The 13136-nt window shown below is 65.2% G+C and carries 14 protein-coding genes; 11 read left to right on the top strand and 3 right to left on the bottom strand.

What is annotated here, in order from left to right; translation table 11 throughout:
* The first annotated feature begins 17 nt into the window (after positions 1-17).
* From ftsE to O9320_02545, 7 genes are all read left to right on the top strand, one after another.
* Complete coding sequence (gene ftsE, locus O9320_02575) at positions 18-686, top strand: cell division ATP-binding protein FtsE (GenBank protein MCZ8309708.1); 669 nt, start codon at positions 18-20, stop codon at positions 684-686.
* A 5-nt stretch (positions 687-691) separates the two neighbouring features.
* Positions 692-1561 (top strand): hypothetical protein, encoded by an 870-nt coding sequence (locus O9320_02570; protein ID MCZ8309707.1) that lies wholly within the window; start codon positions 692-694, stop codon positions 1559-1561.
* Between the two features lie 12 nt (positions 1562-1573).
* Positions 1574-2116 carry a D-glycero-beta-D-manno-heptose 1,7-bisphosphate 7-phosphatase gene (gene gmhB, locus O9320_02565; protein MCZ8309706.1) on the top strand — a complete coding sequence of 181 codons (543 nt, stop codon included), beginning with the start codon at positions 1574-1576 and terminating at the stop codon, positions 2114-2116.
* Between the two features lie 6 nt (positions 2117-2122).
* Positions 2123-2719, top strand: a complete 597-nt coding sequence (locus O9320_02560) for a YdcF family protein (GenBank protein ID MCZ8309705.1) — start codon at positions 2123-2125, stop codon at positions 2717-2719.
* The gene (locus O9320_02555) at positions 2716-3456 is read left to right on the top strand and encodes a lysophospholipid acyltransferase family protein (protein ID MCZ8309704.1); all 741 of its coding nucleotides are present in this window, start codon (positions 2716-2718) and stop codon (positions 3454-3456) included. The genes O9320_02560 and O9320_02555 overlap by 4 nt, the downstream gene beginning before the upstream one ends.
* On the top strand, positions 3453-5120 hold the full coding sequence (locus tag O9320_02550; GenBank protein ID MCZ8309703.1) for an adenylate/guanylate cyclase domain-containing protein: 1668 nt from the start codon (positions 3453-3455) through the stop codon (positions 5118-5120). The genes O9320_02555 and O9320_02550 overlap by 4 nt, the downstream gene beginning before the upstream one ends.
* A 155-nt stretch (positions 5121-5275) precedes the next feature.
* A complete protein-coding gene (locus O9320_02545; GenBank protein ID MCZ8309702.1) occupies positions 5276-5803 on the top strand; it encodes a PAS domain-containing protein in 528 nt (175 codons plus the stop codon).
* 3 nt (positions 5804-5806) lie between these two features.
* On the opposite strand, the gene O9320_02540 is transcribed toward O9320_02545, so the two are convergent.
* Positions 5807-6310: an Lrp/AsnC family transcriptional regulator gene (locus O9320_02540; protein ID MCZ8309701.1), complete on the bottom strand. Its 504-nt coding sequence runs from the start codon at positions 6308-6310 to the stop codon at positions 5807-5809.
* A gap of 119 nt (positions 6311-6429) precedes the next feature.
* Between O9320_02540 and O9320_02535 the strand changes: the two genes are divergently transcribed.
* From O9320_02535 to O9320_02520, 4 genes are all read left to right on the top strand, one after another.
* Positions 6430-7407, top strand: a complete 978-nt coding sequence (locus O9320_02535; protein MCZ8309700.1) for a mitochondrial fission ELM1 family protein — start codon at positions 6430-6432, stop codon at positions 7405-7407.
* Between the two features lie 82 nt (positions 7408-7489).
* Positions 7490-8461 (top strand): thioredoxin-disulfide reductase, encoded by a 972-nt coding sequence (trxB, locus tag O9320_02530; protein MCZ8309699.1) that lies wholly within the window; start codon positions 7490-7492, stop codon positions 8459-8461.
* Between the two features lie 21 nt (positions 8462-8482).
* Positions 8483-9373, top strand: a complete 891-nt coding sequence (locus O9320_02525; GenBank protein MCZ8309698.1) for a LysR family transcriptional regulator — start codon at positions 8483-8485, stop codon at positions 9371-9373.
* A 279-nt stretch (positions 9374-9652) separates the two neighbouring features.
* On the top strand, positions 9653-10150 hold the full coding sequence (locus tag O9320_02520; protein MCZ8309697.1) for a YHS domain-containing (seleno)protein: 498 nt from the start codon (positions 9653-9655) through the stop codon (positions 10148-10150).
* On the opposite strand, the gene O9320_02515 is transcribed toward O9320_02520, so the two are convergent.
* Both O9320_02515 and O9320_02510 read right to left on the bottom strand, forming a co-directional pair.
* The gene (locus tag O9320_02515; protein ID MCZ8309696.1) at positions 10147-11076 is read right to left on the bottom strand and encodes a helix-turn-helix domain-containing GNAT family N-acetyltransferase; all 930 of its coding nucleotides are present in this window, start codon (positions 11074-11076) and stop codon (positions 10147-10149) included. The genes O9320_02520 and O9320_02515 overlap by 4 nt on opposite strands.
* 57 nt (positions 11077-11133) lie before the next feature.
* Positions 11134-13056: a hypothetical protein gene (locus O9320_02510; protein MCZ8309695.1), complete on the bottom strand. Its 1923-nt coding sequence runs from the start codon at positions 13054-13056 to the stop codon at positions 11134-11136.
* Between the last annotated feature and the right edge of the window lie 80 nt (positions 13057-13136).

The following is a 13136-nucleotide window of genomic DNA, read 5'->3' as shown; positions in this document are numbered from 1 at the left end:
CAGCATCCGCTCTGCCAATGATCGTCTTCCAACAAGTGGGCTTGCGCTACGGCCTGGGGCCGGAAGTGCTGCGCGACGTCACCTTCGCGCTGCAGCCAGGCAGTTTCCATTTTCTGACCGGTGCTTCGGGTGCCGGCAAATCGTCGCTGCTGTCGCTGCTTTATTTGGCGCGCCTGCCAAGCCGCGGCACTGTGCATATGTTCGGGCGCGACGTGGCGCGCATGGCGCGGCGCGATCTGCCGGGCTTGCGCCGCCGCATCGGCACCGTGTTCCAGGATTTCCGACTGCTCGACCATCTGTCGGTCATCGACAATGTGGCCCTGCCGCTGCGCGTGCAGGGTGCGGACGAAGGGCAGCTGCGCGAACACGCGGCCGAATTGTTGGTCTGGGTCGGTCTGGGCGACCATCTCGACGCGTTGCCGCCGACCCTGTCGGGCGGGCAGAAGCAGCGTGTTGCCATCGCGCGCGCGGTTATCGGCCGGCCCAAACTGCTGATCGCGGACGAACCCACCGGCAACGTCGACGATCGCATCGCACTTCGTTTGATGCGGCTGTTCGAGGAGCTCAATCGCCTCGGCACCACGATCGTCGTCGCGACGCACAATATGCAATTGGTGCGCGAATCGCGCCATCCCGAGCTGCGCTTGGAAGACGGTGCGCTCGTGCAAATCGCGAAGGCGGCGTAAGGGCGATGGCGAGCTTCGGCTTCGGGCGCGGCAGCGAGCTTGCGTTGGAACGCGACCGCGAGCGGCGCTGGATCGCGGCCGTCGTCGCGGCGCTTGCGTTCCTTGCAACACTCGCACTCGGGCTTGCATTGGCCCTGTCGGGGACGGCCAAACGCTGGCAGGCGAATTTCGCGGGCACGCTGACGGTCGAACTGCCGGCCGGCGCCGACCCGGACCCGGTGTTGGCGCTTTTGCGCGCCGACCCATCGGTCGCGGCGGCGACGCAGATTTCGCGCGCGGCTGCCGAAGCGCTGCTGAGCCCGTGGCTCGGTGCCGGCAACCTCCAAGACCTGCCGATCCCCGTGCTGATCGATGTGCGGCTTGTCGCAGGCGCCGCTCCCAATCTTGCGGCACTTGGTCAGCGTCTCGAAGCAGCCGTTCCCGATGCCGCGATCGACGACCACGGGCGCTGGCTTGGCGGATTTCTCGCCCTCGCACGCGCGGCGGGACTTGTGGCGGGGATCGTGCTGGCGGCCGTCGGATTGGCGGCGGCGAGCTGCGTGGCCTTTGCCACGCGCGCGGGCCTTGCCATGCATCGCGAGGCGGTCGATCTCCTGCATCTTGTCGGCGCTCCCGACGGCTACATCGCCGTGCAGTTTGCGCGTGCGGCGATGCGGCTCGCTTTTGCAGGGGCCGGGCTCGGGGCCGCAGGGGCAGCACTCGTGCTGGTCGCAGCCTCGGCCGTCGCCAGCAGCAGTGCGACCCTCGCTTTTCCGTTGCCCGCGTTGGGCTGGAGCGATTGGCTGCTGCTGGCAAGCGTGCCGTTCGCCGCCACCTTGGTTGCCGCCGCGGCCGCCTACGGCACGGTGATGCGCAATCTGGCGCGTATCCTGTAGATTCGAAAAACCATGGCCCGACTCGTCCTCCTCGACCGCGACGGCGTTTTGAACGTCGATCGTGCCGACTATGTGAAGCACCCGGGCGAACTTGTGCTGCTGCCCGGCGCTGCTGCGGCCGTGGCGCGCCTCAATCGGGCGGGCTATGCCGTGGCCGTGTGCACGAACCAGTCGCCGATCGGGCGCGGTATTTTCGACGAAGCAATGCTTGCGCGCATCCACGAGGCCTTGCGCGAGGGGCTTGCGCGCGAGGGTGCGAAACTCGATGCGATCTTCCATTGCCCCGACGCCCCCGGCCCGCATTCGACGCGCCGCAAGCCCTCCCCCGGGATGCTGATCGAAGCGCTTGCGATGTTCGCGGCCGATGCGCCTGCGACGCCCTTCGTCGGCGACAGTCTGCGCGATCTGCAGGCGGCTGCTGCGATCGACTGCCCGCGCCACCTCGTGCGCACCGGCCACGGTGCCAAGACCTTGGCGGCAGGCCTGCCCGATGTCGTGCTTCCCGTTGCCGTCCACGAAGATCTCGGCGCGGCAGTTGCCGCGCTGTTGGGCTGACGCGACATGGCGGCACTCCTGCGTTTGGGTGCGGCGGCGGCGGTGCTCGGCTTACTCTATCTAGGTGGGCTCGTGTGGTTTGCCGCGACGATCCCGCGCGAGGGTCCGGTCGACGCGCGCGCGACCGACGCGATCGTGGTGCTGACCGGCGGCCAGCTGCGCTTGCGCGAAGGGTTGCGGCTGATGGCTGAGGGCAAGGCCAAGAAGCTGCTGGTCTCGGGCGTGAACCGTAATGTTGAGCTGCAGGAGCTGCTGCGCGTGGCGCGGCAAGGGCCGGGGGCGCTCGAATGCTGCGTCGAACTCGGCTACGACGCGGACTCGACCCAAGGCAATGCGCGCGAAGCCGCTGCGTTCGTCGCGCGCGAGAAGATCGCCTCGCTGCGACTCGTCACGGCCAACTACCACCTGCGGCGCGCAACGCTCGAATTCCGCCGCGCGATGCCGGACATTGATCTCGTCGCCCAGCCCGTCTATCCCGAGAATTTCCACATCGACGAATGGTGGCGTTGGCCCGGCACTTATGCGCTGCTGCAGGCCGAGTACCACAAATATCTCGGCGCGCTCCTGCGCCCCTATCTTGCTTTTGCGGATGCCAATCTATGATTCAGGTGCGCTCGTTTCTGTTCAACATTTGGTTTTTCGGCGCCACGGCGCTGCTGCTGATCGCTTCGCTGCCGTGCCATTTCATGGACAGGCGCGGCGTGCATTTCATCGCGCGCATCTGGACCAAGACCATCGTGTGGGGTCTGAAACATATCTGCAGGCTCGAACACCGCCTGGTCGGTCGCGTCGATCTGCTCGAAGGCCCGGCACTGGTCGCGTGCAAGCACCAATCGGCGTGGGACACGCTGATTTTCTACGCGCTGTGCAGCGATCCCACCTATGTGATGAAAAAAGAGCTGCTGTCGATCCCGCTCTACGGATGGCATGCGCAAAAGCAGAAAATGATCCCGGTCGACCGCAAAGGCGGCGGGGCGGCTTTGAAACGCATGCTGGCGATGGCGCAGGAAGCGATCGCCGAGGGCCGCCAGATCGTGATTTTTCCGCAAGGGACGCGCACGCCGGTGCGCAGCGACGCCAAGGACTGGCCCTACCATCCCGGCGTCATGGCGCTTTACAACAAGCTCGATCTGCCGTGCGTGCCGGTCGCCCTAAACTCGGGCCTGTTCTGGGGTAGGCGCACCTTCGCCAAAAAGCCCGGCCTCATCACGGTCGAAGTGCTCGACGCGATTCCGGCCGGTCTCAAGCGCGCCGAATTCATGCACGAGCTCGAAACGCGCATCGAAACGGCGACGCGGCGCCTTGAAGAGGGGCACGCTTTGGCCGACGACGCGAAGTGAAGATTTCCTCGCACCGCGTGCGGCTGGCTTCCGGCCTCGTGCTGTTCGTCTATGTGGCATTCCATTTGACGAACCACGTGCTGATGAACGTGTCGCTCGCGGCCGCCGAGGCCTATGCGTCCGCGATGTTCGCGGTCGTCGCACTGCCGCCGGTGCGGGTGCTTCTTTATTGTTCGCTTGCCGCGCATTTCGCGCTTGCGCTGTGGGCCGTCTACCGGCGGCGCGATTTGGCCACGCTGTCGCGCGGCGAAATCGTGCAACTCGTCGCGGGTATGTTGGTGGTGCCGATGCTCACGGGCCACGTGGTGCCGGTGCGTTTCGGCGTACTGCTGTTCGGCACGTTGCCGGCGCATACGAGTGTCACCGTCGCAACGACGCAGTTCGACATGACCGGCGGGCTTCTGCTGCTCGCAGGCATGCTGTTGGTTTGGCTGCATGGCTGTGCGGGCGTACATTACTGGCTGCGCTTGAAACCGTTTTACGCGCGCTGGCAGCCGGTTCTGCTGGCGGCGGCCGTTGCTCTCGGCGTTCTCGCGTTGGCGGGTTATCTCGCCGGCAGCCGCGAGGCGGCCGCTTTGTTTGCCGATCCTGAATGGCGTGCCGGCTTTGCCGGGCGCCATCGCTTCCCGGATGCGGCCGGCGCGGCAACGCTCGACCGCATCCAGACCGGCGTGTTGGCATTCTGGGCGCTGGCGATCGCCGCCGTGTTCGCGGCACGCCGCGTGCGCGCATGGCATGCCCATCGCGGCGGGCGCGCGATCGTGGCATATCCGGGCGACGCGACGGTCGCAGTCGCCCTTGGCACCACGCTGCTCGAGGCAAGTCGCCAGGGCCGTATTGCGCATGCGTCCGTGTGCGGCGGGCGCGGGCGCTGCTCGACCTGCCGCGTGCGGGTCGAGCGCGGGGCCGAAAATCTGTCGCCGGCGGCGGCCGACGAATTGGCCGTGCTGGCGCGCGTCGCGGCCCCGCCCGGCGTGCGCCTGGCCTGCCAAGCGCACGCCATCGGCGACGTCGCGATCGTGCCGCTGCTGCCGGCCTCGATCGGCGCGGCGGCCCTCGTCCAGCGCCGCGAGCGCGAAAGTGCAGGGGCCGAAAAAACCATCGCCGTGATGTTCGCCGATCTGCGCGGCTTCACGACCTTGTCGGAAAGCAAATTGCCGTTCGACGTCGTGTTCCTCCTCAATCGCTATTTCGCCGAAATGGGCGCAGCGATCGAAGCTTCGGGCGGGCGCATCGACAAGTTCGTCGGCGACGGCATTGTTGCTTTGTTCGGCGTCGAAAGCGGGCCCGAGCAAGGCACGCGCGAAGCGCTTGCGGGTGCCCGCGCCATGATCGAGCGCCTCGCCGCTCTCAATGCCGCCCTTGCGCACGATCTCGACGCGCCCTTGCGCATTGGCATCGGCATCCATACGGGCCAAGCCATCGTCGGCGAGATGGGCTACAGCCAGGCGCGCCAATTCACCGCCATCGGCGACACGGTCAATACGGCGAGCCGCCTCGAAGCGCTTACCAAAAAATACGCCGCCGACCTGCTGGTCTCGAGCGATGCCGCAAGCGCCAGCGGCCTCGATTTTTCCGCCTTCCCCGAAGACACGACCGACATTCGCGGTCGCCAGGGCGTGCTCGCCGTGCGCATCGTCAAGGACGCGACTAAGCTCGCGTAGGTGGTATCTCGATGTGCAGGCCGGGTGGTCCGTATAATTTATCCATTGATTCGCGCGCCGACCCTTCGCCATTCTCGCAAGGCAGTTTCCAGTTTTTGTCCATCAAGGCTTAGACTTATGCTTGCACGCGTCGCAGCAAATGCGGTTCTGCTGAAATGACCGGCGACCCGATCTCGTTTAAAGAAGCGTCGCCCAACATCGCCGCGTTTTTCGCCTGGGCCGAAGGGCGCGCCGAGACGCTGGGGCGCCGCCTTGCGCGCAGCGACCTGCCGCTCGAAGCGGTGGCGCGCTGGGCAGCCCAGATGAAAATCATCGAGCGCGACGCGGAAAGCGGGGATCTGCGCGTGCGGCTGTTCGGGACCGGCATGACCGACATCTACGGCCGCGACTTGACCGGCCAGAAACTGCGCGACGTCTTGCCCGGTGCCGTCGCCGAGCAGCTGCTGGCGGGTTACGCGCGCGCGGCGGGCGGTGCCGTTGTCTACGAGAATGTCCGCTTCGAATTGGGCGACGGCAAAAGCGTCGCCTACGAACGGCTCATCTATCCGCTCGACAACAACGGCTCGTTTTCGCTGTTTGCCGTGGTCGGCTATCGCCTGCGGGGCGAACGGCACTTTCTGCTCGCACGCGAGGGCATTCGCCACGTCTCAAGCGATTTGCGCGTGCTCACGCCGCGCGGCTGAAGCCTAGCTGCGCGCCGCTTTGGCGTCGGACTGTTTGGTCTCGATCGGCACGCCGGGCTGGTTTTTGGTCGTGCGGATCGTCAGCGCCGATTTGACGTTGCTGACGTTGGGGGCGGCCGTGAGCTGCGTCGTGAGGAATTTTTCGTACGCGTCCCAATCCTGCGCCACGACCTTGATGAGGAAATCGGTTTCCCCCGTCAGCATGTGGCATTCGCGGACCATGGGCCACGAATCGATGATCGCTTGAAAGGCGCGCAAATCCGCGTCGGCTTGGCTCTTGAGGCTGACGAACGCGAACACCGTCACCCCGAAACCCAGCGCATGCGGGTCGATGTCGGCATGGAAGCCGCGGATGACTTTGGCCTCTTCGAGCACGCGAACGCGGCGCAAACAGGGCGGGGCCGAAACCCCCGCCCGGCGCGCAAGCTCGACATTGGTCATCCGCCCGTCATTCTGGAGATCGTGGAGAATCTGGCGATCGACGTCGTCAAGCTTGTGCCCGCGCATTTTTAAGGTCCTGAATTCCGATGATGTTGAAATAATATTAGCAATATGCAGGCCGACGCAAGCTGCAAGGCTAAAAAAATTGCGCAAAGCGGCACGGCGCGGCCATAGTCCCGCCCGCAATGACAACCCCCACCGCCCCCAAAACTGCCTGGATCATCAGCCCGGGGCAGGTCGGCATGAAGGCCCAATGCCGCGGCATTGCGGAAGCGTTAGGCCTTGCCTTCGAATTCAAGGACGTGGCGTTCCGCCCGCCATATTCGTGGCTGCCGGAGGTCGCGTTGGTGCACGGCGATCCGCTGGCGATGCTGACGGCCGAAAGCCCAAATCTGTCGGCCCCGTGGCCGGACGTGGCGATTACACTGGGCTCGCGCTGTGCGCCGATCGGCGTTGCCATGAAGCGCCGCAGTGGTGGCAAAGTGTTTGCCCTGCATGTGCAGCGCCCGGCCGTGCCGGTTGCCTGGCTCGATGCGGTAGTCGCCCCGGCGCACGACGAAGTGGTCGGCGCCAACGTCATCGAAACGCAAGTCGCCCTCCACCACGTGACGCCGGCAAAACTCGCCGCCGCGGCTGAGCTTTGGGCACCGAAATTGGCAGGGCTCAAAAGGCCGTTGATCGCCGTGATCTTGGGCGGCTCGAATGGTTGGCGCCGCTTCCAGATGACGGAGGCCGCCGTCGAAAGGCTCGCTTCCGGGCTCAAAGCTTTGGCAGCGTCGGGCTGCGGCCTTGCCCTTACGCCGTCGCGCCGGACCGACCCGCCTGCCCGCGAAAAGCTCGTCAAAACCGTGCGCGATCTGGGCGGCTATGCCTGGGACGGCGAGGGCGATAACCCTTATTTGGGGCTGCTCGCGGTGGCCGACGGCATCGTTGTGACCGAAGATTCTGTGTCGATGACGAGCGAGGCCCTATCGACCGGCAAGCCGGTGTTTGTGGCAGCCCTCGAGGGCCGCTCGGGCCGCATTGCCGCCTTCCAGGCGGGTCTGCAGGCAAAGGGCTTCACGCGCCCATTCGAGGGCCGGTTCGAGCATTGGACCTATGCCCCGCCCGACGACACGGCGCGGGCCGCCCGGCTGCTGCAACAAAAATTTGGCTGGGGATAAGACCGGCACCTGCTTCCCAACGCTGAGGCATGCCTGCTAGGCTTGCGCCAGACGCATAGCCAAAAACCAAAAAGGTTGCCCGATGCCGCAGACCCATCGCACCAAAATGCTGATCCTTGGTTCTGGGCCTGCGGGCTACACGGCGGCGATTTATGCCACGCGCGCCAATCTCGCACCCATTCTGGTCCGCGGCATCCAGCCCGGCGGTCAATTATCGATCACGACCGACGTCGAAAACTATCCGGGTTTCGAGACGGCCATCCAAGGCCCGTGGCTGATGGAGCAGATGTACAAGCAGTGCACCCATGTGGGCACGCTGATCCTTGAAGACATCATCGTCAAAGTCGATCTCTCCAAGCGCCCCTATGTTGCGACCGGCGACTCGGGCGACACGTACATTGCCGATACGCTGGTGATCTGCACGGGTGCGCAAGCGCGCTGGCTCGGGCTCGAGTCGGAAACCAAATTTCGCGGTACGGGCGTTTCGGCCTGCGCCACGTGCGACGGCTTTTTCTTCCGCGGCAAAAACGTCGCCGTGGTCGGCGGCGGCAACACGGCGGTCGAAGAAGCGCTCTATCTCACCAACCATGCCGCCAAGGTCACGCTGATCCATCGCCGCGACAGTTTGCGCGCCGAAAAGATGCTGCAGGCGCGCCTGCTCAAGCATCCGAAGATCGAGGTCGTGTGGAACTCGGCGGTCGACGAGGTGCTGGGTACGGGCACGCCTGCCACCGTCACGGGGCTCGCCCTCAAGAATCTCGTCACGGGCGAGCGCAGCACGCTGGCCGTGGACGGGCTGTTCGTGGCGATCGGCCACGTGCCGGCAACCGAACTCTTCAAGGGCCAGCTCGCCCTCGATGCCGAGGGCTACATTCTGACGAAGCCCGATTCGACCGCGACGGACCTTCCCGGCGTCTATGCGGCGGGCGACGTGAAGGACAAGATCTTCCGCCAAGCCGTAACGGCGGCCGGCATGGGCTGCATGGCCGCCCTCGAAGCCGAAAAATTCATCGCCCACGCCGAAGCGGGCCATCAATCGGCTGCAGCCGAGTAGGATTCCAAGATCATGTCGGCGATGGATTGGGACAAGCTGCGGATCTTCCATGCAGTGGCGGCAGCGGGCTCGTTCACGCATGCGGGCGAAAAGCTCAATCTGAGCCAGTCGGCCGTGAGCCGCCAGATTTCGGCGCTCGAAGAATCGGTGCGTGCCTCGCTGTTCCATCGCCATGCGCGCGGCCTCATCCTCACCGAGCAGGGCGAATTGCTGTTCAACACGGTGCGCGACGTGTTCGACAAGTTGGCGCTGGTCGAAGCGCAGCTTGCCGAAACCAAGGAGCGCCCCTCGGGGCTGCTGCGCGTGACAACGACCGTCGCGTTCGGCTCGGTGTGGCTGGCACCGCGCTTGCGCGAATTCGCCGAGCTCTATCCCGACATGCAATTCAGCATGCGCGTCGACGACCGCGAACTCGATCTCGGCATGCGCGAGGCGGACTGCGCCATCCGCATGCACCCGCCGCGGCAGGCCGATCTGATCCAGCGCCATCTTCTGTCGGTGCATGTGCACGTGTTCGCGTCGGAAGCGTATCTTGCCAAACATGGCGCGCCCAAGACGGCCGCCGATCTCGATCGCCATCGCCTGATCGTCTACGGCGACGATCCCAACCCGCCGTTTCCGAACGTGAACTGGCTGCTTGAGGTCGGCACGTCCGGCGGCAAGAAGCGCACGCCGACTTTGATGGTCAACAATGTGTCGGCGATTCTGCGCGCGGTCGAAAACGGCATCGGTATCGCGGCCTTCCCCGACTATGTCGCCCAGCAGAGCAGCGCCATCGTGCAGATCCTGCCCGAGCTCGAGGGGCCGACCTACGAGGCCTATTTCGTGTATCCCGAGGAGCTGCGCAGCTCCAAACGCATCGCCGTGTTCCGCGACTATCTCGTCCAGAAGGTCGCGGAATCGCAGTTTTGAGGGCAAAATCATAGGCATGCGAACAGTTCATGCCTCATATGCGATCTTTGCCGTTTTTTAAGGCATTTTCCGTACTATCTCTTAACCGTTGATCATTGATCGACGGTGCCGACGGTTTTCGGCGGGCTTTGGCCTTTGCGGGCCGAAGGGGGTCTTTCCAGATCCTGGCGTCCCCTCATGACGCCATGCCTCCCTGTTCAACTTGCCGCTAGGTCTCTGACCTAGCGGCGTTTTTCTTTGTGCCGTAACGTTCGCGATGGATGTTGCGAACCGCTTGGCATGACCAACCAAAAACCCCGCATGTCGCTGCAACGGCGCGCCGCACTCGTCGGCTTCGCGACCCTCGCGGCGGGTGCTGCCGCGTTCGGGCTGCGCTCGGTGTCGCTGGCCCAGAAACCGGCTGGTGCCGTCAACATATCGGGCGGCTTCGCGATTCAGGGCTTCGATCCGGTCGCCTATTTCGCCGAAGGCCGACCGCGGCGCGGAGCGGTTGCGCATTCCCATGAATGGCAGGGCGCGCGCTGGCGGTTTGTGTCGGAGGCCAATCGCGCGCTGTTTGCCGCAGCACCCGAGCGCTACGCGCCGATGTATGGCGGGTTCTGCGCCTACGGTGTGGCCAGCGGCTACAAGGTCGCGATCGACCCGAATGCCTGGGCGATCGTCGACGGGCGGCTCTATCTGAACTATTCGATGTCGGTCCAGCGCAGCTGGCAGGCAGACGTGCCGGGCTTTATCGCCAAGGCCGACGCCGCTTGGCCCGGCCTTTCTGTCGATTAAGCAAGGTCGAGCGCCCAATCTTCGGCGACGAGTTTTTTGCCGTAATGGTTCTTGGGGCTCTGCGCCGTGCGCACGAAGCCGAATTTTTCGTAGAGTTTGCGCGCGGCCGTGAGGTTCGCATAGGTCGACAGCACGAGGCGCCGATAGCCCGCTTGGCGCGCGAAGGCGAGCAGGGTTTCCACCATGTGCCGCGCCAAGCCAAGGCCGCGCGCTTCCGCCTCGAGATAGAACAGCCGCATTCGTGCGGTCGTTGCGTTCTCGCGCACGACGACGACCGCGCCGACGATGGCTCCTGCGCTCTCGGCAATCCAGCAGCGCTCGCAGGCGGGGTCTTGCTTGGCCGCGAAGTTCGTCGCGATCGCGGCAACGTCGGCTTCGAAATGCGCGTCCCACCCGTATTCGGCGGCATAGATCGCGCCATGGCGATGCACGATCCAGCCGAGATCGCCCGGTAGCGGTGCGCGCAGCACGAAGGTACGCGGGCGAGCCGTCGCTTGCGGATCGAGAACTTGTTCGGCCTGTGCGAGTGCTTCGACGAGCGTGCGGCGTGCGGGCGCTTCAAGCGGCTCCAGCAATGCCGCCACTTCCGCGCGCGAGGCTGTGTCGATCTTCGCAAATGCGGCAGCCCCGCTTTTGGTCAGTTCAAGGCGGCGCTGGCGTCCGTCGCCCGCGACCTTGGCACGGCGCAGCAATTTGGCGCGCGCAAGGCCGCTGCAGATGCGGCTCATATAGCCGGGATCGATGCCGAGATCTGCGGCGATCGCCCCTGCCGTCGACGATGGGCGGGTCGCCAGCTCGTAGAGCACGCGCGCCTCGGCCAGCGAAAAACGGCTGCCGTAGAGGCTTTTGCGCAGCACGCCGAGCCTTGCCGTGAACAGGCGGGAAAAGCGGCGCACCGCGTCGGTTTGGGCGTGGGAAGAGACCATCAGTGACATCGTCAACAAAATGGTTGCGTTTGTCAACTATCTGCCTGAAAGCGGCCGTCAGAACCCGAACATATGGTCGAGGCAGAAGCGTCCGTCGGCGGCCACGAGGCCGTGATAGCCGAACAGGCGGCAGGTGCGGTCGCGGATCAGCACGTAGCCGCCGCCTGCCGCGCGCGCAAGTTCGGCCGCGCCGAAGAATTCGCTCGGGCGCCACAAACGCGAGCCCGAGCACGCGATCGCGAGTTTTGCATCCGCAAGTTTGGTGCCGGCCGCGTCGTAGAGTTCGAGGTGCGTGTCGGACCTTTCGTGCCACGGCGTCGAGGCCGGATACACGAGATGGCACATCGATTCGAAGCCGTCGCTGCCTAGACGCAGGAACAGCCGCGTCGACAGGCCCGGGGGGCGGCCGATATAGGATTGCGGCTCGTTTTTGAACACGAGCGGGGTATTGAAGATGTGGCTGCCGAAGCTCGTTTCGGCGGCGTGTGCCGGTGCATCGCGGCGTGCGTACCGGAACAGCCCATGGATCCAGCCGTCGCCGAGTCCGCCGTCGCGGAAATCGTAGCTGAGCTCGACATGGCCGTAGCCGCTTTTGAGCTTGGCTTGGCCAAGATCGACGAGGTGGGCGTGGCTGCGCGGCAGATTGCCGAGGAAGCGCTCGCCCGCAGCACTGCCGTCGGCATCGTAGAAGCGCGCGATCAGCGGCAGGCTTGCCTGGCCGCGCGCCATCGGTGTGGGCAGTGCGAAGCTCGTATACGTGTCTTGTGGCAGAATCGGCGCCGATAGAATGAAGCCCTTGCCGAAATGCGTGGCGAGGCTCGCAATGTCGGGATCGCCGCCAAGGTCCGTGCGCTCGACATTGGCATGAGCGATATGGCGCTTGCCGCCAGGCCGAATCACTTCGTAGCGCGGCCGCACGACATATTTGCCCGCGTCCATTTCGATCTGCTGCGGCCAGGCGAGGGCCGGCAGCAGATCGCCCATGTCGATCTCGCGCATGCCGAAGGCAGGAATCGAAACGCCGATCGGCGCCCAGGCTTCGCTGCCCATTGCGGCAAAGCGAACGCCGTCGGCCGGGATCGGGCAGGGTTGGCAGTTCTGCACCCACACGCGCACGCGCTCGCCCGGCGCGGGTGCGGGAATGCCGGCGTAGAAATCGGCCGGCCACGGATTGGCGTCGTGCGTGCAGCTCAATTCTTCGGGACCGAAACTGTCGAGCGCGTATTTGAGCACGTCGTGCCCGGCAATGCCGACCATGTGAACGAAGAGCTGGCCGTCGAAATCGCCGAGCTTGAAGCGCTTGCGCACCTCGCGGCTGTCGACCGTGAAGCCCGCGACCGCGTCGGGCAGCGCTTCTTCCCAGCTTGCGATTTCCTTGCCGTCGGCATCGAGCAGCAGCAGCCACGCGCGCACATTGCGGGCACCGTAGCCGTACCAATAATTGGCAGTGACCATGCGCGTGTGGCGCACGTCGCTGTCGCGGAACAGCACGAGATTGGTCACGAAATTGTAGGTCGAAAGATAGCGCTTGGGATCGGTCAGCAACCGCTCGGGGATGCGCAGCAGGTCGAGCGTTTTGACGGTTGCGTCGGCGGGCAGGAAGCTCGCCGCTTGCGCCACCAGCAGATCGGCATCGAACGCGGCAACCAGGATCGTGTCGGCCTTGGCCGCGGCGATCGTCTTGATCGAATGCACGGTGCGGCCGCCGACTTGCGCGCCGATATGGCGATGGTCGCGGCCATAGAGGCCGGCGATTTCAACGCGCGAAAAATCGTAGAGCGCGCTCAGCGTGGCGAACGCGCCGAACGGATCGTAGACCGCCACGCGGCCCGCTTTTTCGAGTTCGGCGACAAGTACCAGCGCTTGCGGGCGCGTCAGCGGATGGCCGATGGCGCGGAACAGCGCGTCGCCGCCGATCCGGTTGTCGAAGGTTTCGATGGGCAGGGCGTGGCGCGGGGCCTTGGGTGCGGAATCCGGCATGGCCGGGTTTTACGACAAGTGCCCGGCACCCGCAAAGCGTTTGCGGGTGCGGCCTTTGCGCGCGGGACGAAGGCTTCGGC

It is taken from the genome of Magnetospirillum sp., from assembly GCA_027532905.1.
GTDB lineage: Bacteria > Pseudomonadota > Alphaproteobacteria > CACIAM-22H2 > CACIAM-22H2 > Tagaea.
Note: the sequence above shows the minus strand (reverse complement) of the source record. Positions and strands in the feature narration are given on the sequence as shown.

What these genes read in the sequence shown, in the direction of transcription:
- O9320_02535 (MCZ8309700.1), top strand. Translation starts at nt 6,430, where the DNA reads ATGACAACCCCCACCGCCCCCAAAACTGCCTGGATCATCAGCCCGGGG.
- O9320_02545 (MCZ8309702.1), top strand. Translation starts at nt 5,276, where the DNA reads ATGACCGGCGACCCGATCTCGTTTAAAGAAGCGTCGCCCAACATCGCC.
- O9320_02555 (MCZ8309704.1), top strand. Translation starts at nt 2,716, where the DNA reads ATGATTCAGGTGCGCTCGTTTCTGTTCAACATTTGGTTTTTCGGCGCC.
- O9320_02525 (MCZ8309698.1), top strand. Translation starts at nt 8,483, where the DNA reads ATGGATTGGGACAAGCTGCGGATCTTCCATGCAGTGGCGGCAGCGGGC.
- O9320_02570 (MCZ8309707.1), top strand. Translation starts at nt 692, where the DNA reads ATGGCGAGCTTCGGCTTCGGGCGCGGCAGCGAGCTTGCGTTGGAACGC.
- gmhB (MCZ8309706.1), top strand. Translation starts at nt 1,574, where the DNA reads ATGGCCCGACTCGTCCTCCTCGACCGCGACGGCGTTTTGAACGTCGAT.
- O9320_02520 (MCZ8309697.1), top strand. Translation starts at nt 9,653, where the DNA reads ATGACCAACCAAAAACCCCGCATGTCGCTGCAACGGCGCGCCGCACTC.
- ftsE (MCZ8309708.1), top strand. Translation starts at nt 18, where the DNA reads ATGATCGTCTTCCAACAAGTGGGCTTGCGCTACGGCCTGGGGCCGGAA.
- O9320_02560 (MCZ8309705.1), top strand. Translation starts at nt 2,123, where the DNA reads ATGGCGGCACTCCTGCGTTTGGGTGCGGCGGCGGCGGTGCTCGGCTTA.
- trxB (MCZ8309699.1), top strand. Translation starts at nt 7,490, where the DNA reads ATGCCGCAGACCCATCGCACCAAAATGCTGATCCTTGGTTCTGGGCCT.
- O9320_02510 (MCZ8309695.1), bottom strand. Translation starts at nt 13,056, where the DNA reads ATGCCGGATTCCGCACCCAAGGCCCCGCGCCACGCCCTGCCCATCGAA.
- O9320_02515 (MCZ8309696.1), bottom strand. Translation starts at nt 11,076, where the DNA reads ATGGTCTCTTCCCACGCCCAAACCGACGCGGTGCGCCGCTTTTCCCGC.
- O9320_02540 (MCZ8309701.1), bottom strand. Translation starts at nt 6,310, where the DNA reads ATGCGCGGGCACAAGCTTGACGACGTCGATCGCCAGATTCTCCACGAT.